The sequence below is a fragment of the Metabacillus sp. 22489 genome, assembly GCF_052044855.1.
GTDB classification, from domain to species: domain Bacteria; phylum Bacillota; class Bacilli; order Bacillales; family Bacillaceae; genus Metabacillus; species Metabacillus niabensis.
Window position 1 is genome coordinate 98,833 of record NZ_JBQENT010000004.1, and the last position, 23,810, is coordinate 122,642.

14 protein-coding genes are annotated in these 23,810 nt (G+C 37.0%); 2 read left to right on the top strand and 12 right to left on the bottom strand.

All coding sequences use genetic code 11. The features are described 5' to 3' along the window. Window positions 1-236: 236 nt before the first annotated feature. The 5 genes from ACTJJ9_RS03785 to ACTJJ9_RS03805 form a co-directional block, all read right to left on the bottom strand. Complete coding sequence (locus ACTJJ9_RS03785) at window positions 237-1,751, bottom strand: response regulator transcription factor (protein ID WP_186324101.1); 1,515 nt, start codon at window positions 1,749-1,751, stop codon at window positions 237-239. A 2-nt stretch (window positions 1,752-1,753) separates the two neighbouring features. After that, window positions 1,754-3,547: a sensor histidine kinase gene (locus ACTJJ9_RS03790; RefSeq protein ID WP_440768471.1), complete on the bottom strand. Its 1,794-nt coding sequence runs from the start codon at window positions 3,545-3,547 to the stop codon at window positions 1,754-1,756. Window positions 3,548-3,973: 426 nt separating this feature from the next. Next, a complete protein-coding gene (locus ACTJJ9_RS03795) occupies window positions 3,974-6,769 on the bottom strand; it encodes a glycoside hydrolase family 3 protein (protein WP_145580593.1) in 2,796 nt (931 codons plus the stop codon). A gap of 379 nt (window positions 6,770-7,148) precedes the next feature. After that, on the bottom strand, window positions 7,149-9,209 hold the full coding sequence (locus ACTJJ9_RS03800; protein WP_145580594.1) for a peptidoglycan D,D-transpeptidase FtsI family protein: 2,061 nt from the start codon (window positions 9,207-9,209) through the stop codon (window positions 7,149-7,151). A 68-nt stretch (window positions 9,210-9,277) separates the two neighbouring features. Then, a complete protein-coding gene (locus ACTJJ9_RS03805; RefSeq protein ID WP_222124765.1) occupies window positions 9,278-11,281 on the bottom strand; it encodes a penicillin-binding transpeptidase domain-containing protein in 2,004 nt (667 codons plus the stop codon). Between the two features lie 253 nt (window positions 11,282-11,534). Between ACTJJ9_RS03805 and ACTJJ9_RS03810 the strand changes: the two genes are divergently transcribed. Together ACTJJ9_RS03810 and ACTJJ9_RS03815 are read left to right on the top strand one after the other, a co-directional pair. Beyond that, window positions 11,535-11,921, top strand: a complete 387-nt coding sequence (locus ACTJJ9_RS03810; protein WP_145580595.1) for a BlaI/MecI/CopY family transcriptional regulator — start codon at window positions 11,535-11,537, stop codon at window positions 11,919-11,921. A gap of 1 nt (window position 11,922) precedes the next feature. Further along, complete coding sequence (locus ACTJJ9_RS03815; RefSeq protein ID WP_145580596.1) at window positions 11,923-13,716, top strand: BlaR1 family beta-lactam sensor/signal transducer; 1,794 nt, start codon at window positions 11,923-11,925, stop codon at window positions 13,714-13,716. 131 nt (window positions 13,717-13,847) lie between these two features. Here ACTJJ9_RS03815 and ACTJJ9_RS03820 read toward each other — a convergent pair whose 3' ends face one another. The 7 genes from ACTJJ9_RS03820 to ACTJJ9_RS03850 all read right to left on the bottom strand — a co-directional run bounded on the left by ACTJJ9_RS03820 (window position 13,848) and on the right by ACTJJ9_RS03850 (window position 23,768). Beyond that, window positions 13,848-14,579, bottom strand: a complete 732-nt coding sequence (locus ACTJJ9_RS03820; protein WP_145580597.1) for a DUF624 domain-containing protein — start codon at window positions 14,577-14,579, stop codon at window positions 13,848-13,850. A 33-nt stretch (window positions 14,580-14,612) separates the two neighbouring features. Next, a complete protein-coding gene (locus ACTJJ9_RS03825) occupies window positions 14,613-16,967 on the bottom strand; it encodes a glycosyl hydrolase family 95 catalytic domain-containing protein (protein WP_145580598.1) in 2,355 nt (784 codons plus the stop codon). A 319-nt stretch (window positions 16,968-17,286) separates the two neighbouring features. Further along, window positions 17,287-18,225, bottom strand: a complete 939-nt coding sequence (locus ACTJJ9_RS03830) for a formylglycine-generating enzyme family protein (RefSeq protein WP_255451776.1) — start codon at window positions 18,223-18,225, stop codon at window positions 17,287-17,289. A gap of 102 nt (window positions 18,226-18,327) precedes the next feature. Beyond that, window positions 18,328-19,218, bottom strand: coding sequence for a TauD/TfdA dioxygenase family protein (locus ACTJJ9_RS03835; RefSeq protein WP_095298532.1), 891 nt, complete (start codon window positions 19,216-19,218; stop codon window positions 18,328-18,330). A 110-nt stretch (window positions 19,219-19,328) separates the two neighbouring features. Next, on the bottom strand, window positions 19,329-20,345 hold the full coding sequence (locus tag ACTJJ9_RS03840; protein WP_145580599.1) for an ABC transporter substrate-binding protein: 1,017 nt from the start codon (window positions 20,343-20,345) through the stop codon (window positions 19,329-19,331). 394 nt (window positions 20,346-20,739) lie between these two features. Next, complete coding sequence (locus tag ACTJJ9_RS03845; protein ID WP_145580600.1) at window positions 20,740-22,995, bottom strand: arylsulfatase; 2,256 nt, start codon at window positions 22,993-22,995, stop codon at window positions 20,740-20,742. A 17-nt stretch (window positions 22,996-23,012) separates the two neighbouring features. Continuing rightward, a complete protein-coding gene (locus ACTJJ9_RS03850) occupies window positions 23,013-23,768 on the bottom strand; it encodes an ABC transporter permease (RefSeq protein WP_255451783.1) in 756 nt (251 codons plus the stop codon). Window positions 23,769-23,810: the final 42 nt, after the last annotated feature.

Genomic DNA, 23,810 nt, shown 5'->3' on the forward strand with positions numbered 1-23,810 from the left:
ACTTTGTTTTTATTTCCACTGCAAGAATTCGGTTCCGTGGTCGGCTCTTAGGGCTCTATGCAGAAGTGCCTGTGGGCTCCCTTTGACACGATTCTCTATACAGGAGAATACACACCCGTTTCAATCAACAATATTCTTTTACATAACCTAGAAAAAGAGCCTGACCTATAGTCAAAGGTTCAGACTCTATTTCCATCTTATTTTGTTTAAAGTCAGACCATTTGTGGAACTCCTCCTTACCCTTCTTTGCGAAATGATGAAGGTGAAACGCCAACATATTTTTTAAATTTCCGATGAAAATAATCGACATTAGCATAGCCAACCTTTTCAGCAACTTCATATACTTTATAGCCCTTTTCTAATAGTTTTTTTCCATTTTCAATCCTTACCTTATCTAAGTACGTATTAAAATATTCCCCTGTATAGTTTTTAAAAAGCTTACCTAAATAAGCGCTATTATAATTGAACACATCAGCTAATGTTTCCAAACGTAAGCTCTGATTATATTCCTTATGGATTAAATCAATTAGTTTTTTTAATGTAACATCTGTCTCTCCATTATCTAGCATAGAGAGAATTTGTTGTATTTGCTTAAGGAAGTATTGCTTTATACATGGAATGCTTTGCATCTCAAATAGATCTCCTGCACTCGTTATAAATGAATGCAAAGATTTTAAATCCGGATTGGCAAGGAGCAGCTTATTTATTGTATTTGTATATATGTGAAAAATTATTTTTTTCACGTCCAGTTCACTATTATCGTGATGGCTTAACTCTTCAAAAAGTTCATTTGTAATTTTTTCACATGCTGTCATATTAACGATGTCCATCGAATAGTATAAACGCTCAACATATGAATCAATTGAAATTTTAGTACCTTGCTCATCATTTACTTGGAATGTAGCCTTAAGCTCCTTGCTTGATAGCAGCTTTCCTTTTGGATAGAAAAATTTCCTTTCAAATATTGCTAGTGCAGACTGATATGAATGGGGAATGTCTTCGATTCGATTGACCGCATCCCCGATCGCAGCATATAATTGCTGTTCCTTTATTAATAGAATTAGCTGGTGGAAAGATATATTTGTTCGATGCTTTGAGAGGAAATCCTCTAGAAACAATAGGATCAAATATTCACTTTTTTCAATAACAAATCCTCGCTTTGATGCTTCTACAATGCTCTTTACCTTTGCGCTTATTTCCTCATCGTTTATAGTAAGAATCGCCGTTTGATACGTATCAGAACTTACCTGATAGTAATCTGCAAGCCTCTTTACATCTTCTCCAATATCGCTATGTTTCGAGTGGACGAGCTTTCGCATGAATTCCTCACGCATTTTTCCCTTGTCCTCGTTCAATAAATGATAGAGCTGTTTTTCATTTTGTAGCTTTTGAAAAATCCCCTTTAAATGTGTAATAAGTTCCTCCTCATCTAATGGCTTTAATAAAAAACCATCACATTTACAGCCTATTGCTTTTTTAGCATAATCAAATTCTGCATATCCACTTAAAATAATGAAATGGATGGATTCATTTTCCTCTCTTATTTTTTCAAGTAATGTGATCCCATTCATTTCTGGCATTTTAATATCAACGATCATTAAATTTGGTGAATGCTGTTGATATTTTTCATAGCCATCTCGTCCGTTTTTGGCGATATCGACTACCTCAAAGCCTAATTCATTCCAAGGTATAATTGCTCTTAACCCTTTTCTAATCATCGGTTCATCATCTACAATGATCACTTTATACATGTTCATCCCCCCGCAGTAAGAGTAAATTGGATTTTTGTTCCTTTCCCCTCAATACTAGAAATTCTCAAGCCACTATCCTCTCCGTATGTTAGCCGTAATCGATTATGAACATTAAGAAGACCGATTCGATTTCCATCTAATTCATTAGGATTATTTAGCATTTCTTTTATGCTCGTTAACTTTTCCTGACTTATTCCACAGCCATTATCTTCAACAATGACAGTCAGCTCATTGTCTGAAACGCTTGTTGTTATATAAACTGTTCCACCATCCTCTTTATCCTCTAACCCATGAATAACAGCATTTTCAACTAAAGGTTGAATGATCAGCGGATAGATTTGGATGTTTTCAGAAAGTGGATCAATCGCTAATTCATAATGCAGGCGGTTTTCATACCTAAACTTTTGTATTTCTAAATAGCAGCAAACCATTTCGATTTCACTACTTAACGGAATTGTATTCCCACCTACCTCAAGACTTTTTCTCATCAATTTCCCTAGTTGCTTAACAACCATAGCAATTTCCTTTTCACCCTTCATATACGACTTCATGCGAATCGACTCAAGTGTATTAAATAGGAAATGTGGATTAATTTGACTTGCCATCATTTTCAGCTTTATCTCCTTCTGACTGATTTCAAGCAAATTTCGTTGCTGTGTCGCATCCTGTACTTGCTCGATTAATTGATGAATATTTTCAACCATCTGATTAAATTGCTTTGACAATTGCCCGATCTCATCATCACCATCAACAACAATTCTTGCAGTTAAATCCCCTTTTGAGACCCGATCTAAATTTTGGCTTAAATTTGATAAACGCTTTGATAACAGCCAGGAGACAGCAGCAATTAAAACAATCGCGAATACGACACCTGCGAATGTAACGACAATTCCAAGCAAGCTTAGGCGATTAGCATCCTTTACGATATGTTTATCCGTCACAATTGAAATGATCTTAAGATGGTTTTGACTCATTTCAGGCTGTAAGCTATCAATAATTATTTGTGAGGGTTCTCCATCAATGTCTCCCTCAATAATCGTTGGTTCATCGGAAATCGAATGCATAGGGTCGATAATTTCATACATGCTTTTCCCAATAAGTTCTGTTTGATTTGCAGAGATAATATAATTGCTTTCATCGACTATCATCGTTAGAAATGGCTCCTGTTGAAGAATCATATTAAGCTGACGTTGATTGACGGTCATAACTAAAATCCCATATGTTTTATAATCTAAAAAATTAATCCTTCTTACTAAACTTAAATACTGCCTATTATTCTTCGTTTCATCTTCAAGATAGTACCAACGATTATAGGCTGGATCTTCAGTTGATTTACTATACCAATGGAAGCCTCTTACTTGTTCATTTATCGGAATGACTTCCCAATTACTAATTAACGTTGGATTATTTATATATAGCTTAATATTTTCAACCTCTGGATAATAATGGAGATAATAATCAAAGGCTTGATACTCCTGAAATGCATCAACAACCTCAAAGGTCGTGTTGTATGAACCATTTGCAAGACTACTTAGCTTTTGATCAAATTGAAGATTATTAGAAATATAGATTGGTACATTTAAAACCTCTGCTGTTCGTTTTTTTACACGCTCAACATTCATTTTTGACTGTTCAATCGCATCCTTTACCGCATTGTCTCTTAATTCATAGGTTAAAAATATCCCGACAACCATGATAGGAATAAACACAACAACAATAAATGTCACCATAAGCTTGTCACGTAATTTCATACTATTAATTGTTTTCATCATTACTGAAGCAAAATTTTTTTCCACAAATATAGACTCCTTTATAGTAAGCGCTTTCAAATAGATGTATTAATATTATTATATCTTAGATACCCTTCTCCATTAAAAAAAGATATTGTATGATATTTTACACATTTTCATGTCATAATTAGTGAAAGGTACCTTTTCTACTAGGAACTGTTAAGCTTGGTTGTTGATTTCCGCTTCAAGCATTCACTTTCCCCGCTTGGTCTACCCGCCTGGCCTAGAGCCTTCTCGTATTTGAAAGCCTGGGGCTATCCCATTGACAAGCTTCTCTATGCAGGAGACTCATGTATCTGTTCAATCCCCAGTGCATTAAAATCAACAATAAAAATTTACATAGCCTGCCACTAAAAAGAGACTGACCTGACAAATACACCCTCATTGAACAATCAGGTTTATCAGTCATTTATCGGTCAGTCTCGTACTATTTTATAAGAATTGGAACCAGCATAATTGTATGCTTCCCTTAAAAACGATAAATATATTTTTAACATCCATTCCTTTTGTAATAGATTGTTCAACAGTTGTCCATGCTTGGAATCCGCCCGTTTGTGGAATCTCACATTTACTAATAACAGGACCATCTTCTGTATTAGCTCTTACTTCTAAACAAGCCTTTTCGCCACCATTTGCAACTCGAGCTGTAAAGGTTTGAAATGATTGATCCCAGTTAACTTGATGCAAGGCAATCCAGCCCGCATCCTTTTTATTTCGAATACTTGTACCGCCATCCTTACATTCATCTAAATAAATTTGATGATAATCATCGTAATTTATTGCCTTTATCTTTTCGGCAATATTTCTCGGTGGAATGACTTCACCATCGATTTCAATTTCGGTCTCTAAATAAATAGCTTCAGAGGATGCTCCAACCATGATCGAATAGATTCCTTGTTCAATACAATAGCGCTCTCTTGTAACATCCCAAAAGGCAAGCTCTTCTCGATTTAATTCAAAAGTAATTTCCTTCCTTTCACCCTTTTGAAGGTAGACACGTTTAAAGCCCTTTAATGTTTTAATTGGCCGCTTAACACGTGATGTTTTACAGCCTATATACATTTGAATAACTTCTTCTCCATCTACCTCACCTGTATTCATAATCGTTGCTGAAATTTTGATTTTTTCTTTATCTGTATCATTTATTATGAGATGTTGATAATCGAAGCTTGTATATGATAATCCATGTCCAAACGGGTATAAAACATTCCCTCTAAAGTATTGATACGTTCTTTCTCCCTTAATAATATCGTAATCCATTATATCCGGAAGCTGTCCGGCAGATTGATACCATGTCATATTTAATCTTCCTGCAGGATTATATTCGCCAAACAAAACATCAGCGATCGCTTGCCCATGCTCCTGGCCACCGTGTGAGGAGTAAAGAACGGCTGGCACATTTTGTTTTATCCAATTAATTGAAAATGGATAGCTTCCAACAATGACAACGACTGTGTTAGGATTTACCTTTAACACTTCCTGAATTAGCTTTTCTTGATCAGGTGGTAAATTTAAATTCGGTCGATCAATGCATTCCTTACCGTTTATAAACGGATTATTTCCAACAAAAAGTACTGCAGTCTCTGCTTGTTTTGCTGCTTCCACCGCTCTTTCAATTCCACTATCAACGACTTCCTTAATGAAGTAATCCTTCTCCTGCTCACAAACATTCAAGTAGCCATTTTCATCAAGTCCAATCGGTTGTTGATCCCAGGATGATAAGTGAATTTGATTGTTTTTTCGTTCATTCATACTGAATACTTCTTTTACAAACCAGCCCTTAGCTTCTAAAGAGCTTGCGGTTAATCTTCCATGCTCGTCAACTGTCACATATTTCTCGTTGTGTTCAGACTGGATTGTTTCACTGCCCCATCCCCAATTTTTATGTGTAAAGATACTTAAGGCATTATTTGCTGGCTCACCTAGTTTTACATGAAGAGAATGCTCTTCCACTTGAATATATTTTCCTGTTGTAGCTGAACGAAGCTTAATTCTGTCACATCCATCTGTATAAATGACGTCTCCTTGCACCTTTTTGGTAATTCCTTTTAAAGGTGAAACTGTATAAGGAGGTGTACCACTATACCAATCAGTAAGTACCTCATTTGCAAGTGGTCCGATAACTGCCACTTTCTTTGTTTTTAACGGCAATACATTTTGCTCATTCTTCAGTAGAACGATCGATTTTCTTGCAGCTTGTAATGAAAGCCTGCTATTTTCAGGTGAGCAAAGCTTATCCTCTGGAACGTTTGCATAAGGATTTTTGTCTGTAGGATCAAATTCTCCAAGGCGAAAACGGACGCGAAATGTATTTTTTAAAGCAGTATCGAGATCAGCTTCATCAAGCAATCCTTGCTCAAGTGCATCCTTTATTGCCCGTAAGGAAATCTCTTGATCATCTGTAATACTGTCAATTCCGTTTTTTATCGATAAAGCGACAGCTTCTACATATGACTCAACATATTTATGATCGTTTACAGAACCTAATACATCCCCAGCATCACTCACAACAAAGCCATCCATGCCCCATTCCTGCTTAAGAATGTCATTTACATCAGGATTCATATTACATAAAGTGCCATTTACCGCATTGTAGGCGGTCATAATGGATTGAACCTTACCTTCTTTAATTTGTCTTTCAAAAGCCTTTAAATAATATTCACGCATATTTCTCGGATCAATGGTTGCGGAGCATTCGCCACGATCAACTTCATTATTATTTCCTAAAAAATGCTTTAACGTTGCAGCTGCTTTTAAATAGGTTGGATGATCACCTTGGATTCCTTTAATAAATTCTGTTGTTAGCTTCCCAGTAAGATATGGGTCCTCGCCATACGCTTCTTCCGTTCTTCCCCATCTAGGATCCCTTTCCATATCAACGGTTGGTGCCCAAATTGTAAGACCATTTTTTTCTGGATCCTTTTGATAGTAAATTCGTGCTTCATCGCCAATGACCTGTCCGATTTCCTTCATTAATTCCTCATCCCATGTACAGCCAAGTCCAATATTTTGCGGGAAGATCGTTGCTTTTCCAAGCCAAGCTACTCCGTGAGCACCTTCTGTCCCATGCTTATATTTACTTATGCCTAACCGGGGAATTTCGTCTTGATATTGACACATTAAATTTATTTTTTCTGTTAACGTTAATTGTGAAACCAAATCATCGAGTCGATCCTCTAACGGCATCGCCGGATTTTGAAATAAGTAGGTTTTCGTCGTTGAGCTCATCAATCTACCTCTTTTCTACGTAATGTGAATACTTCTATTCTACGAGGTGTTGAAGCGTTTTCAAACCTAATGAATTAGCTGAAAAATCAGGTCATTTTTTCAGGTTTAATAAGAAAGTACCGTACCTAACCAATTAAGAATAAGGTGAACAAAAGATGGCAAACATTTTGACATAACAATTGATTTATAAAATAAAAAACTCACCGTAAAAAATATGGCGAGTTCTCTACATTTTAGTATATTGAGTTGTCGATTTATAACGTTAATGCTTCAATTCCTCTTCTAAGTTATTCATCCAATATCGCTTTACTTCCTTTATTTGAGTATAATAATCCTCTTCTCCATCAAGGAAGAATGGCTCATCGCAATCATCTAGATATTAATCTTGATTAGTCGCATATTTTTTTTGCAAGTCAACATAAGCTTCAACAACTCGATTCGCGATTCTTTTATTGATCGGATCACTATCATTACTAGCCCACGGAACTACGACACTAAATGCAATTTCCGGATTTGCAGATGGATAGTAGCCGACAAAGTTTAAATTATTTGTCTCCACACCCCAATACTTTCGATTTACTCCATAATACGCGGTCTCAGAAGTCCCTGTTTTTCCGGCGACATCATGAGAAAATCTTCCTTGCGCTGTCCCAGATGTAACGACAAGCTTAAATCCTTTGCGAACTCTCTCAATATCACTTGCTGTATTATTCACTCTGTTTAATATTTCCGCTTCTTTGTTAACAGCAATTGGTCCAAGCTCTGAATCTTCACTAGGTTCATGGATGCTTGTGACAATTCGCGGCTGAATACGTGAACCACCGTTTGCGATAACAGAGACATATTGTGCTAATTGCAATGGAGTATATGTGTCAAATTGTCCAATCGAAATATCTAAAAGCTTCCCCGCTTCATCTGGTGGGTTTTGCAAGCCAGATGATTCCTGCGGTAAATCAATACCCGTTTGGACGCCTAAGCCAAATTGGGCAAAATAATTTCTTAGTTTTTGAAAATCTTCTAAACTAGCATTAAATGGTCCATTTTTCACATATGTGATATCAGCAATTTTCATCGCGACAAAGAACATGTATACGTTTGAGGATTCCTGCAATGCGGTTAAATCTGTCATTAATCCTAATGGATATGCACTAAAGGATTTCTTCTCTGGTGTTCCTTTTAAATAAATCGGTGCATCATAAAATGTTTGTCCATGTGGCATTCCATCCTGGTAGCCTGAAAGAACTGTTGCACCTTTTACAGTTGAACCCGCTTCATATTGTGTTGAAAATGCACCATATGCAAAATCAAGGACATTGCTGCGATTTTTCGGGTCAAGCTGTTTACCTACCATTGCCAGCACGTCACCTTGGGACGGATCCATCATAACGACAAATGCACGGTCCATTAATTTATGACTACCACTCGCCAATACTAACTCTTCCTCTACAATCTTTTCTACTGCCATTTGTAGCTCCATATCAAATGATAGCTTTAAATCATGACCCCTTTGTCCTTCATCAACCACCTTTTTCGAAACAATCTTCCCTGTGTTATCAGAAATGTATTCTATTTTTGCTTTCCTTGGATTTAAGTAATCCTCGTATTGGTACTCTAAATAACTTTTACCAACACGATCATTTCTCGCATAGCCTCTTGCTACATAATAATCCTCTCGTGATTGAAGAATACCTTGCTCAGGTGTCGTTAAACCACCAAAGATCGACTTTAAATACTCTCCATATGGATAAATTCGATCCCAATCAGTAATTACATCGATTCCTGGTAATTCCTCCAGATGCTCAGCAACAGTTGCAACTTCCTCTTCTGTTAAGCTTGTTGATTTTACAATTTGCGGTTCATATTGATATCCTGATGAGAAACGCTTGTATATATATGCAAGCTCTTGCTGTTCTAAATTTTCTTTTATTTTTGTTATCTCTGTTTCTGGCACTCTTTCAACTTGGAGCTTATAGGTTTGTGCTGGCTCAAGCTCTATTTCCTTTTTAGAAAGAAGCTTCTTAGCCTTTTCAGCGTTTGTTGCTAACCAATAATCTCTTATATCACGTTCTTTTAACTCTTTCTTTAAAAATTCCGGTTCAAAGCTAATAAATTCTGCAAGCCTTTTGGCAGTGTTGATTTTATCTTCAGTCTTCGTTGCTTTATCAACTGTATAGGTAATCGCAGGAACACTTTGATTATCGACAACAACGCGATTATAACGGTCAACCATTTTTCCTCTAGGTGCTGGGAGAGTTGCATAGGCTGCCTCAGTCTTTGAAGCTTCCTTTGAAAACTCCTCCCCCTGAACAATTTGAACAAATCCTAACCGAACAATTAGCGCTATAAAAAGCAAAAAAATGAGAAAAAAGAAAACATTGATTCGTACAAATCTTGTTTTTTTTAATTTACGAGTTTCAGATCCATGTGATTGTTCTGTCAAATGTGTTCCCTCCAATTAACATCCTTTCAAGCTTGTATCTTGGGAAAGATAACGGTCCTAATAAAATTTCATTTAAAGTATTCCACCAGCGCTTCCTTACCTACTGGTACCGCTGCACTACTGCCGCCTTTTTCCTTTACATCCTCAAGGACGATTGCCAACGATATTGTAGATGAATCGATATCTGTCGCAACGAACCAGCCATTTTCACTACCGTTTTCATCATCCTGGGATGCTTTGATTTCTGCTGTCCCTGTTTTTCCTGCTAGGCTTACACCAGAAATATTGGCAGTACTTGCTGTTCCACCTGATTCTTGTATAACAGCAGAAAATGCCTGCTGTAACGTAGGAAGATGTTTAGCCGAAATCGCAGACTCCTTCCAAATTACCCCAATCTTGTTTTCTTGTTGAATGAGTGATGGTGCCATAATATTGCCATCATTTGATAAAGCACTATAGATGAGCGCAATATTTAATGATGTAACCATCACTTCTCCCTGACCATATCCTGAATCTGCCAGAAGAATTTCACCATCAAGTTTTCCGTTGTTTGAAATTTGACTTCTGCTTAACGGATAACCTATTTCCAATTCCTCGCCAATGCCAAACTTTTTCGCGCCCGATATAAACGGTTCACTTCCTAATTGAAGTGCACTCATTGCAAAGTAAATATTGTCGGAGTACTTTACGGCATTTTTTAGATTGACAGATGACTGACTATTAACACGCGTAATGCTATAGTTCCCCCAGGAACGATCCTTTTGCCATGAGCGCCCTTGAATTGATATTTGCTGATTAGGATCGATCACTCCTTTTTCGAGCCCTTCTGCTGCAGTAATTAGCTTAAACACAGAACCTGGTGAATACAGCTTGCTAAAGCGGTTCGCTTCATCTTTATACTCAATTGCTTCACGTCTTTTTTGCTCTTCTCTCGTTACATAGGTTGTATACCTGTTCGAGTTATAGGAAGGTGAGCTTACAAGGGCAAGAACCTCTCCTGTTTTAGGATGAACAGCTGCTGCTGATCCTTTTTCACCATCCATATGCTCATAAATCGTCGATTGCAGATTAGAGTCAATTGTTAACTTAATGTCCTGCCCGTTTTTCGGAGCTTGCTTTGCAATCGTTTCGATCTTTTCGCCATTTCGTTCAATATAGATTTCAATGCCATCAATTCCTCTTAAACTATCCTCGTAAACCTGCTCAAGTCCTGCTTTTCCGATAAGGGCTGTATTTTTATAGCCCTTATCCTTATGCTTTTCCAATTCCTCAGCACTGATATTTCCAACATAGCCAACAAGTCTGCCAAAGGCTTCCTGGTTTACATACACTCTTGATGTTTTATCATTGACAAAAATCCCTTCACTCCGCCTTTGCTCAAGCTTTATTAACCTTTCGTCTTGTACTAGAAGATCGACAATTGGAACAAAATAATTCGGATTAGTGTTTTCCTCTAGCTTTTTCGTAATAAATTCCTTACTAATATCTAAAATAGCCGCCAAATCCATAATCTTTTTTTCTCGATTACTTTCATCAAATACAGCTGGATTAATTCCAACTGTTTTGACATCTCCATCCATAGCTAGCGGTATCCCATTTCGATCGAGAATACTGCCTCTTATTGCTTTTAAACTACTTACCTTAACCTTATCCCCTTGCTTCATAGCCGGAAAAATCAAGCTCTCATCCCAGACAATTTTCCATTCACCCTCCTCTTTTTGTAATGGAAGCCGATAATCTGAGAAAGATACTTTTCCTGCTACTGTTTCCATCTCTATCGAAAAAGAAATGATGTTTTCTTCACTATCGATATCCACATTTGTAACCCGAATATTCTTGGCTTCAATCCCTGAATAAATAGTTGTATATCTTGCAACAAACTCTTCTTCTGTTATATATTCTTTCGATTCAGCCGCTAATAGTGTATATAGCTCTTGAAAATCCTGCTCTGATAATCGATTAGAAAAGCGTTCAAACAGTTCGCTTTGTTTATTTTCAGTTGAACAGCCCACCATTAACCCAATATAAATTGGTAACAATATCAGTACGAAAAACAGCTTATTCTTTTTCACTAACGGTACCTCCTATTTGCAAGACATGGGAAAAATAAAACTGTCCTACAGTTTACTTTTCTTCACCTCTAAAACTTACATATGTAATTTTTTCAAATTATTACACGTGTAAGTTTTAAAGTCAATACTTTTTTCTTACACTTGTAAGTTTTAATTTGTCATAAGAGCTTTAGAAGCTTATTATCGACGTTGACTACATGTTTTCCGCCCTATATAATAAAATTATTACATTTGTAAGTTTAGGATGGTTGATATGAAGAATTTACCGCAAATTTCAGAAGCAGAATTAGAAGTGATGAAAGTAATATGGAAGCACCCGTCAATTAATACGAATGAAGTAATTGAAAAGCTATCAAAAAAAAGTAAATGGAGCCCAAAAACAATCCAAACGATGCTGCTTAGATTAATTAAAAAAGGAGCATTAAATCATCATAAGGAAGGTCGGGTTTTTGTTTATACACCAAATGTAGCCGAAAGTGATTATGTAGAGGTAGAAAGTCGAAGCTTTTTAAATCGTTTTTACAACGGTGCTCTTAATTCAATGGTTTTAAACTTTTTAGAAAATGATAAGTTATCAGATGATGAAATTAATGAATTGTATCAAATTTTAGAAGAACGTAAAAACAGAAAGCAGGAATAACATGGGCGATTCTTTCTTTACCCTCTTTTTGATTAGTAATATTCTATTGTCGATCATTTTTGGCATTATCCTATTCATTAAAAAATTCGGAAAAAGCCAAATAACAGTTAGAGCACAGTATTCCATTAGTGTTCTTTCCTTATTCATACTGCTTATACCTTTTGTTCCCTTTAAGCTATTTCATGTAGACAGCTTTTTTTCATGGATAAAAACGAGCCCTTCTCGTTTATCTGGATATGCTGGGTCAGAAAGTACAGCTCAAGCTGCTAGTACTAATACGAATTGGCTTCAGGACTTTTCGTTGACAATTAACGAATCTCCTTTCCAAATGTTCGATTCTATTTTTTTAATCATCTGGGTTATTGGAATAATCGCCATGTTATTCGCTCTCTTTTATAGCAATCGAAAAATTCATTCCATAAAAAAAGAGCTACAAAAAGTGAACAATAAGGCGTTATCTGCCATTTTTGAAGAGTGTAAGCAGGAAATTCGCTTTAAGAAAAACGTTACCCTTGGATATTCCTCATTGGTTCACTCACCATTAACCTTTGGATTAGTCCGACCTTATATCGTTTTACCAAAGCATAGCTCATCGCTTTCTTCTGATGAGCTGAAATGTATTTTGCTTCATGAGCTGTTTCATTGTAAGCATCGCGACATGCTGGTAAACTATCTTATCTGTCTATTAAGAGCTGTCTATTGGTTTAATCCACTTGTATGGTATTTTTTAAAAGAAGTGAAAACTGAGATGGAAATTCATTGTGACTACTCTGTCTTAAAATCGCTTGACAATGAAACACAATATAAATATGGAGAGGTCATTTTAAAATTTGCTTCCCTCCAGCAGCAATCATCTTCCTTGCTGGCTGTATCAGAAATGAGCAGTTCATATAAACAAGTAAAAAAGCGCATCGTAAATATCGTCAATTTCAAAACAGAGTCACAAATTCTTAAACTAAAAAGTGCTCTCATTTTCATCCTTGTACTAGCGATTATCGTAATGAGCATTCCTTCCTTATCGGCTCTTGCTATTAATAAGGAGCATCATGCATTTACGAAAACAAATGTTATTTACAAGGATTATACTAATCTTTTTGGCGAGTTTACCGGAGGGTTTGTTTTATACGATTCAAAAAAGGATACGTATACTATCCACAATAAAGCGGAAAGTACGACAAGGTTCACACCGAATTCAACATATAAAATTTATAGTGCCTTATTAGCTTTAGAAACTGGAGTTATTGCGAGAGATGATACTAAATTGCAATGGGATGGAACTCCTTATCAGTATGAGGAATGGAATCAAGATCAGGATTTATTTACTGCTATGGAACGATCAACCTCATGGTATTTTCAAACGCTTGACAAGCAGGTTGGAAAAAAGAAAGTCTATAGCTTCCTTGATAAATTGGACTATGGAAACGAAAACTTCACAAGTTCAGTTACTAATTTTTGGCTTGACGGCACGTTGAAAATATCTCCTGTTGAGCAGGTTGATTTATTGCGTAAGTTTTACCATAATACATTTAATTTTAATGAAAAGAATCTGAAAACGGTAAAAGATTCGATCACGTTAGATAAGGCAAACGGACGTGTTTTATCAGGGAAAACGGGAACATCTATTGTGAATGGTGAACATATAGATGGTTGGTTTATAGGCTACGTTGAAACCTCTGATAATACGTATTTCTTCGCTGTTCATATTAAAGGGAATAAACAAGCAGGCGGAAGCTCCGCAACTAAAGTTGCTCTAGACCTATTGAAACAGGAAGGAATTTATCCATCTAGCTACTAAAGACTATGATCGGAAAGAACTGCTAGCATCATTCAAGCAGGACGTGCAGCATTTTGCTCTTAAATTTTCATTTCCAAAGGCTCAAAAAAGCACTGCGTTAACAGTGCTTTTTTCTTTCCTCTTTATTGTTACTAATCTATAGCTTTTTCATGTTGACTTAAGTTTAGCTTTTGATCCATCATTTCTAACACTTTCATCGTTTTTTGAATCACCTTATGAAAATATAAGAATGTAAAATAAGCACTTAACGATCCAATGCACAATGGAAGAATAAAGGTAAGCCTTGAGCTTAAATAAATAATTCCACCACTAATAAGTGCAACTCCTACGGTTGAAAATGGATTTCCAACTGTAAGGATAAATGAGTTTTTTAAAGATGGAATAAACTTCAATTCAAAATGAACAATGTATGAAAAATAATATGCGTTCCATGTAAAAAAGAATGAAGTTATCACAATAAAGATGACGATAAAAAGAGTTGATTGCTGCTCGAAAAACAACAAATAATTCACAATCCATCCGCTCCAAAATAAGACAAAAACGATTCCTCCAAGAATACTTCTTTTATAGTTTTCCTTGTAATATGTCATAAAGGAACGAACAATTGAAATATCTCCCTCACCCATAACCCATTTTCTAGCTACCCCATACATTGCAGAGGTTGCAGGGAAAAATACAAACGGAGTTAGAATTCCGATTAATATGCCACTTGTTTGTAGATTACCAAAATCACTGCCTACTAAACTAAGAACAAGATAAACGATTGGAAAATTAAAAATGAGCCAAATGATATTTAATAATACTAGCCGAGTAAATACAACAGAAAATTTATAAAATCCTCCCATCAAGCCGTTCATTTCCATAGGATGTCCACCTTTATCTATGAATTTTTGCCTTTAAACCTCTTTAATCCATGTTAAAGTTGTTTGTTTATTTTTATTAAGCGAGACTTTCCAGCCAGCCTCAGCTTTAAAAGCTTGCTCCGTTGCTATAAGGTTCCATCGCTCATTTCTTTTTATTCTTACTAAAAGCTCCTGGTCCTTTTTAGACGTAATCGTTAGCTCAATTTTCTTTTTCTCTTGCAAATCCCATGCAAGCTCATTAACATAAATTTGGCCGCGGCATAAAGTTCCGTTAATCTTCCCTTGCATTAGCGCATCCGGTAATGCTGGTAATACGTCCAACCTTCCTTGGAATGAAAATAAAAGCAACTGATGAATTAATTCAGGAATCGCCCCATTCGCATCGACATTAAACACATGATAATGATCATAATGAGCAGTCATCATGCTCGGATAGATTGCACCACCAGCTGCCATCATTCGTAAAATATCCCAGACTGTGTCCCCCATTCCAAACCTTGCTGCTGATAACCCGGCATGCATGCGTCCATGTGAGGATGTATCAGTATGGGGATTGTAGAGCCAATGCTCGAGCTTCTTCTCTAAAGCAACCTTTGATGCCTTCCAAAGCTCAGGTGTCTTCTCTTCTGAAAACTCATAGCTTTGAAAGATCGGATAAAGATGAGAATAATGTCTATGGTTATAATTTTCACCATGATCCCAAACAGCCCATTCTTTTAATGCCCCCTCCTCATTAATTAAATATGGAGGTAATTGCTCAAGCATTTTCTCCCATTTCGGAATTTCCTCATTGTCGATGTTAAGCTCCTTACATGCTGAGATAAGATTTGTTAGTACCTCTTTGGCAACAGCAATATCCTGTGTACTATTCGCAGCGATTCCATTTTCAGCAGAATATGACGGATTAAATACATATTTCCCTGCTTCATCAAAATAAAGGAAGTCTTCATAAAAGAGCACAACCTCCTTTAAGAAAGGGACGACATGATTTTGTAAAAATGCCTTGTCGTCAGTATATAAATAATATTCATATAAAAAATGTGCTAGCCAGCCTGCACCACATGTCCAAAAGGCACCAAAAAAGGTGTCACATTCGCGGTTCCCCCAGCTTGAATCACCCCAATGAAGATGTTTTCCACTGGTAGAAGCGCGAACTCCCGATAATATCCCACGGCAGCCAAACATTCTTTTTGCATTGTATCTAAAATCATCCAAATACCGTTCCAATAATGTAACGTATGGTTTGAATCCCTCGAGCATATTCCCACTAAACACCGATGCCATTGCTAATTGAAGATTTGTATCTAATGTATAGTCAGAAGACCAGGAAGGTGTCCACGTTCCCGTCCAAATTCCTTGCAAATTAGGTGGCCGCAGCCCTGAGCTTGAAATAAACATATATCTTCCCGCATGGAACATTTTTTCTACTAACGCAAGAGATAGCTGATTCGTTTTCCGAACTTCTTCAAATAAATCTTCTGAGCTCCAATAACGCCGATTTCCTCCGTTTAAATCGATTGCAACACGATGAAACATTTCACCATGAATTTCTTTATGCCTGTTAAGTAGCTGTAAATAGCTTTTTTCAATCGGAAAGAGCTGCTTCGAATTTAATAGAGTCTTATCAAGATGTTCAAATGGAATAATCTTTATAAAAAGTAAAACTTCCTTCGTATTTCTAATCGTTATTCCCTGCTTATTACTTGAAATATCACCATCGTGACAAACAATCTCGACAAAGCTTTCATATCCATTGTTGCCATGTTTATACGTGTGGTGCCCTTTAATTGTTGTATCCTCGATGCTATAGGTGGCTTCAATTAATTCATGGTCGATTTTTTCAACTGATAGGCATAGCTCAGGAATAGTATTACTAGAGACGATGGACATCACTATTGCTCCATCTGTACGTGATGCAAAAAGATTTCGTCCAAAATGCTGGCTCCCCTCATTCCATGTTGCCGATACTTCACCAGTTGCAAAATTAACAGTGCGAAGATAATCTGTTACTGCTCCTATCGATGGTTGTTCAATTGTTAGGAATATTCCAGGATGAAAGGGATCTGTATTAACAATTGTATGCCCTAATTTTTCACCTTCACGAATGAAATATTCATGTGAGGCAATATAGCCCTTTGTCTTACTTAGCTTGCGAACCTCTTCTAAGAAAGGTGCCATATTAGGAATTTCCTCGGTTGAACCGAGTGGTAAAAATAATTCGGCATGATTAACGATAACTGTTTCTTTTTGTGGTGGACCAAAATGCATTGCCCCAAGCTCACCATTTCCTGTCACATTGGAAAATTCCCATGTTTCTGCTGGTTGCCTGCTATAAGCGCCATATTCTGGTATTCTTTTATCTATTTGTTTTAGTGCTCCATTTGTCACGTTTCTTCCCTCCCCGAACTATTTTCATGCTAGTGTACTTGTTGCCAAATATGCATGAATATTGTGTTTCGTAAGCTTTGCTGTAAGTTATCATATTAATCTATCAATAAATGTATTTAGATATCGCCACAAAAGCCTATCATTCAGCTCAAGTACTACCTTCCATTTTAAGCGCTTCCATAATTGTTGTAATGAACAGGACATAGAATGATTCTTTTCCTCTAAGTTTAAATGAAAAGAATGTAGTAAATCCATGTTCTATTTAGTAGAAAAATCCATTCATTTTTTTATATTTTTCGCTAAGGGGGGACAGTCCCCCTTAGAAATGATTTGCAGCACATCTAAATCCCATATGCCCGGTAGTGCTATTTGCTGTATTAAAGGTTCTGGCGGAGATTCGATACCGATTGCAATAGGAATGGTGGCAAAGATAGGAGCCACCTTTTATAACTCTCACATTAGATTCCATCTGTAAGACAGCTTCTCTCGCAAACTGAGTATTATAAATGTCCTCACACCATTCCCAAACATTTCCTGACATATTATAAAGACCAAAGTCATTTGCTTCAAAGCTATCAACAGGTGCTGTGCCATAATAGCCGTCATCTCCATTATTTACCGACGGAAATTCCCCCTGCCAAATATTGCAATGATGTATTCCATTTAAATGCAATTCGTTTCCCCACGGGTATGTACGATCAATCACTCCACTAGCAGCAGCGTATTCCCATTCAGATTCAGTTGGGAGGCGCTTTCCTGCCCAATTTGCATATGCCTTTGCATCATTCCATGAAACATGAACAACAGGATGTCTTAGTCGATTTGCAATTGATGAATTCCTCCCCTCAGGATATTTCCAATTTGCTCCATTCACTGCATGCCACCACGGTGTATGTGGCGAAGAACCTAATAAATCTGATTCATCAACGTCACGAATGAATGAATAAAAAACAAAAGACCAGCCATATCTTTCTGCTTCCGTTACATAGCCTGTTTCCTTAATAAATTGAGAGAACTGTTCATTTGTGACTGCATACTTATCCATATAAAAGGAGTTTATTGTGACTTTGCGACGGATCGTCTCTCCATCCTCCACAGAGCTTTCACTATCGTTCGAGCCGAGTAAAAACTCCCCACCTGGTAGCAACACCATCTTTTCTTTTTGAAAAACTGGATTTTGCTTCACATTTATTTCCTCCAATTGATTCGGTTCATGTCTAGAAAGAGAACAGCAAGATTGAATCAGATTTGCCTTCAAATAAAATCCACTCCTTTGTTTATAGATAAAAGGTTTAATCAGCTAAAATGAACGAAAAAACTGCCGATAGGACGACAGCTTTTTCGTTGTAATGATTTCTTCCTATTTTTTTGAAATTAATGAACTAGCTTCATTGCTTTGATTAACTGGAACGTTTTTTCCTACAGTAACACGGCGAACGACACGGTGCTCATCATAATCAGCGATTGCGTAATGCTGTGTTGCTAAGTTATCCCAAATAACTACATCCCCTTCTGTCCACTGCCAACGTACAGTATTTTCCAAACGAGTAACATAGCTATCAAAGATGCTTAATAACCGTTCAGATTCACTTGTTGAATACCCTTCAATTTTCCCAGCAAAGCCTCCAAGTAAAAGATGCTTTTTCCCAGTCTCGGCATGAACATGAACAACTGGATGTCTTGTTTTATATTTAGTAGATTCAAAGATTTCACGGTATTTCTTTTTCACTTCATCAGCTTCACTTACATATTGCTTAAATTGTGCGTAATCATATTCATTCGTATGAATCGCCCATAACTCATCCGCTAGCTTTTGCAAGCCCTTTGGCAAATCCTCATAAGCTGTATTAGTATTAGCCCAAACGGTATCACCACCTACACTAGGGATTGTGACGCCTCTTAATATAGAGTACTTTGGAACTTCAGGTACAAATGTTACATCTGTATGCCAATTGTTTGCTTTTGCACCATGCTCTGAATCAAGCTCAAAGATGTAGTTTGAATTTTCTTTTACAGGTACAGTTGGATGTGCATATGGTTCACCTAGTCGCTTTGCAAATTCCTCCTGGCTTGCATCATCTAAATGGTTCTGACCTTTAAAAAATAAAACCTTGTATTCATCTAAAGCAGCTTTTATTGTTTCAAAGACTGATGGATGAATGTCACCACTTAATTTAACTCCTTGAACCTCTGCTCCGATTCTCCCTGCAACAGGTAATACCTTGATTCCTTCTGTTTGAATTGTTGTCATTTTAAACTTCCTCCCATGTTTTACTTAACTCATAGCCGAGTTAGATTTTTCAAATACCCCTCAAACTAAATTGCTTCTTATTTCGTTTGGTGAAAATGTAATCTTTTTCGTTATTCTTCATATGTCACAGCTTCAGGTAAAGCATTTCTTAGCGGCTCGATATAGAGCTTCTCTTTCACTTCATATTTATCAGTTAATGTGCCTCTTTTTTCTAGCCATTCTTTCATTTCCTCAAGATGCAAGACATCTTCATTTGTAAAACCAAGTACGTAATTCGTATGTTCTAAATCACGTAGCACGTCAGCTTCTGGTAGCTTGATTTGTTTATACGCGATTTTTGCTGCTTCCTTTTTATTTGATTGGATGTACTCAATCCCTTCACTTAAAGCCTTTAACACATTTTCGATATTTTTTGGATTCTTCGTAACATATGATTTATTTGCAAGTAGATAAAGATTGATAGAGACACCTGCTCCATTTAAGTCGTCAATTTGCCTCACCCCCTCAATACTTTTAAATTTTTCATTTAGTGCACCACCTCCCCAAACTGCATCAATATCACCATTCTTCATTCCTATTATCGCTTCATCAGGCGAGCTGTAAGGAATAAATTTGATATCCTTTTCAGCAATCTTATTTTTCTCTAAATATTTGGCCCAGATATATTCATAGACAGTTCCTTTAGCAACACCTAACCTTTTTCCTTTTAAATCCTGAGCAGATTGTATATTTCCATTTACTAAAAGTGTGATATCTTGATTCGATTGTTCAGTCCCTCTAGTAATCGTCCCGAGAATAACTAAATCGCCTTTTCCTAATGAATTTAATAATGCATAATCTGCTGCAAACCCTGTATCCGTTTGCTCCGTAAAAAGTGCATTAATCGTATCTATTCCATAGGCAAAGCTAGCTATCGTTGGCTCTAAGCTGTATTTTTCAAAATAGCCTTGTTCCTCTGATACTCTAAATGGAAGTGTTGAAATTCCCGCATCGATCCCAAACCTAACTTGGCTTGTTTTACTTCCTTCGCTTGCTGAACTCGAAATCGTTTCCCCATTACTTGTTGCACAACCGGCTAATACTAGAACAATCAAGAAAGCGACAATTTTAAATAAGTAATTTCTCAATAATGCTCCCTCCTAATTCGTTTCATGAACAAAAGCTCAGGGCGTCTTGATCAGCCTTTAGCTTATACCAAAGACGGGCTAGGCACTGGAAGCTGGATACGTGAGTGCTTATCCCGCAGTTTTAAGATTTTTATCGTTTCCTAAACAAAGACAAAGAACACGAAGTTTAGATTTTCGTGTCCTTTGGTCGTCCAATCAGACATATATATTCTTTTTGATAACAAACCTACATTTGTAGACTTGTCATTACTCTACAAAAAATGGAGATTCTACTTGCATTGAAGATTAAATGCAAGTGGAATCTCCGATTGTTCGGTCGATTATCATGTTATGTTTCCCTATAGAAATACTCAGGTTTACTAGTGCCTCTGTTCCATTATTAGTTGTTTATCAATCACTCAATTGCGAGCTCTTTTTCAATCACTTCCTGTAAATCCTTTTCATAGGAGCCTGTAATAATTTTTAATTTTTTCAACTGATCTCCTAATGAAAAAGGCTCCTTGTAATATGGCGTGATATAGCTTAATTCATTATATCCAACGTGATACAAGCCATTAAAAAAGCCTAAATCGTGAATATGACCGATTATCCCCTCACCAATAAGTTCATCATTTGCATATAAACGAATCATACCTTGATCGTCTTTTCGTTTATGATGTCGTATCTTCAAATGATGTTCACCTGATAAAAGCCTTTTATCAGAACGTACGAGATATTTATCAATATTTTTATGATTATAGTAAAAATGTAATTTACCACCCTGAATAAAGATGCTTATCCCCCCACTGTTTTCACCGTGAGCTAGAATTACCCCTTCTGTATCATCAGTTATTCTTACTTCAGCAGTAATGTCAAAATCCTTATTCCGCAAATCAGGTGCTACTGAACCGTGGAAGGGTGCCAGTGATGGATAGAACACTTTAAATGATGGTTCAACCTCTGTTGTTTTAACTTTTTTCAATCCCGCTAGCTTTTTATCAAGCGTTCGACCATCGAGTGGAAAGACTCCATAGTTTTCAGCCTCCTTCCACCAAAGCTCGATTAATTCCTCCAGTTTTTCAGGATAAATTTCTGCTAGGTTATTTGTTTCGGTAAAATCTGTATCAGTATGGTATAATTCCCATTCATCATGCTCAAAATCCCCATTAGGAGTATGCGCAGATACCGCCTTCCAGCCATTATGCCAAATTCCTCGATTCCCTATCATTTCATAGTATTGTGTTGTTTTACGGGTCTTATCATTCTTTTCAAATGTATAAAGCATACTCGTGCCATGAACAGGTTGCTGCTTAATGCCTTTCAAATAATTTGGCATATCTAAATCCAATAACTCTAACACCGTCGGGACAATGTCTGTTACATGATGGTATTGTGTTCTAACCGTACCAGGGTCTTTAATTTTTTTCGGATATCGAATGATTAACGGATCTCTAATTCCACCTTCATGCACATAGGATTTATACCATTTAAGCGGAGTATTTCCAGCATAAGCCCAGCCCTTTGGGTAATGATTATTTGCTTTAGGACCACCAATTTCATTTAATCGTGCTAATTTTGCTTCCAATGACTCACCGCCACCGTGCCACGAATTCACTGTCCCTTCTTCTCCCCCCATCGCACATGCTCCATTATCTGATAAAAGTATGACAAGGGTATCCTCTAAGCGATTAATTTCTTCCAGAAACGAAATAAATCGGCCAATATGATAGTCTGTATGCTCTAAAAATCCGGCAAAGGCTTCTTGTAATCGTGCATAAAGCCTTTTCTCCTCTGCGGATAAATCGTCCCATGCTTTTATATCTGGGTTTCGCTCTGGTAAAACCGCATCCTGTGGAACAAGGCCAAGCTTTTTTTGGTTTGTAAACCATTCTTCTCGAATCACATCCCAGCCTTTGTCAAACTTCCCTTTATATTTAGCAATAAATTCCTCAGGAGCATGGTGTGGAGCATGTGGAGCTCCATACGCTAAATAGAGAAAAAATGGCTTATTAGGAGATTCAGAGGTTTGATTTTTTATATATGTTATTGCTCTGTCTGTTAAATCTTCTGTTATATGGTAGCCTTCTTCTGCTGGTTTTGGCTGACGGATGCGATGATTATCCTCAACTAGGTCAGGATTCCACTGATTCGTAGCACCTGGAAGAAATCCATAAAACTTCTCAAATCCACGACCTAATGGCCAATTATCAAACGGTCCGCTATTTGTTTGCTCCTTCCCAGGTGCTAAATGCCATTTTCCAACTGCAAATGTATTGTAGCCTCTATCAACAAGAACCTCGCTTAACAATGCACTATCCTTTCTGACTTTCCCTCGGCTATGTGGAAATCCACTATCATATTCTGATACAAAAGACACGCCGACAGAATGTGGATTTCTTCCTGTTAATAAAGCCGCTCTTGTCGGAGAGCAAATCGCGGTTGTATGAAAATTATTATATCGAAGTCCTTCTGAAGCTAATCGATCGATTGCAGGTGTTGAAATGCTCGATCCATAGCAACCTAACTGTGAAAAGCCAAGATCATCTAATAGAATAACAACAACATTCGGCTTTTTTTCCGAGGATTCTTCTGCTAATGGCCACCATGAAATCGAATCGTCAATAGTTTTTCCGATTTTACCTTGAAATTTTTCATCTTCATATATACTCATTTTCGTCCTCTTCCCTTCTATTCCTTCACTACGTTATATCGCTTTAGCAACACTTTTCCGAATTGATTAAATAAGCGGTCCATAATAAATCCCATTAATCCTAAAATGACGAGTCCTACAAATATCCAGTCGGTTTTAAAATACAATCTCGCATTCCAAATCATATAGCCAATCCCTTCATTCGCCGCAACCATCTCAGCACCTACGATAGCCATAAAGGAAGAGCCCATTGCTAATTTCGCACCTGTAAATATGTAAGGAAGTGTTGCAGGAATGATGACATGAAACATGATCTGAGTTTCAGATGCCCCCATACTCCTGGCTGAACGAATTTTATCCTCTTCCACTGCCTGCACACCCGTAATTGTGTTAATCGTAACAATGAAAAATGTTGCATACATGATTAAAAATATTTTCGATTGTTCACCAATGCCAAACCAGAGCATGAATAATGTAATAAAAGCAAGCGGTGGAATAAAACGAACAAAATTAATTATCGGGTCAACGAGAGCTCTTAATACTGGTATTCTTCCAATCAATAAACCTATTGGAATCGCAACAATATTTCCTAGCAGCCATCCAGAAATAACCCTTAGGAAGCTTACCCACATATACAAGAAAAGAGAGCCATCCTGGGTCAAATCCAACGCACCCTGCCACACTGCTATCGGCCCAGGTAGAAACTGTGGATCCGACAAACTAGCTGCTAATGACCAAATGATTAGTACAATTGCCCAGGGAATTACCCCAGTCCTTAATAACCTGCTGATAATCGTCTGAAATTGTGGTTTCTTTTTTGGATAAGCTACCTCTTT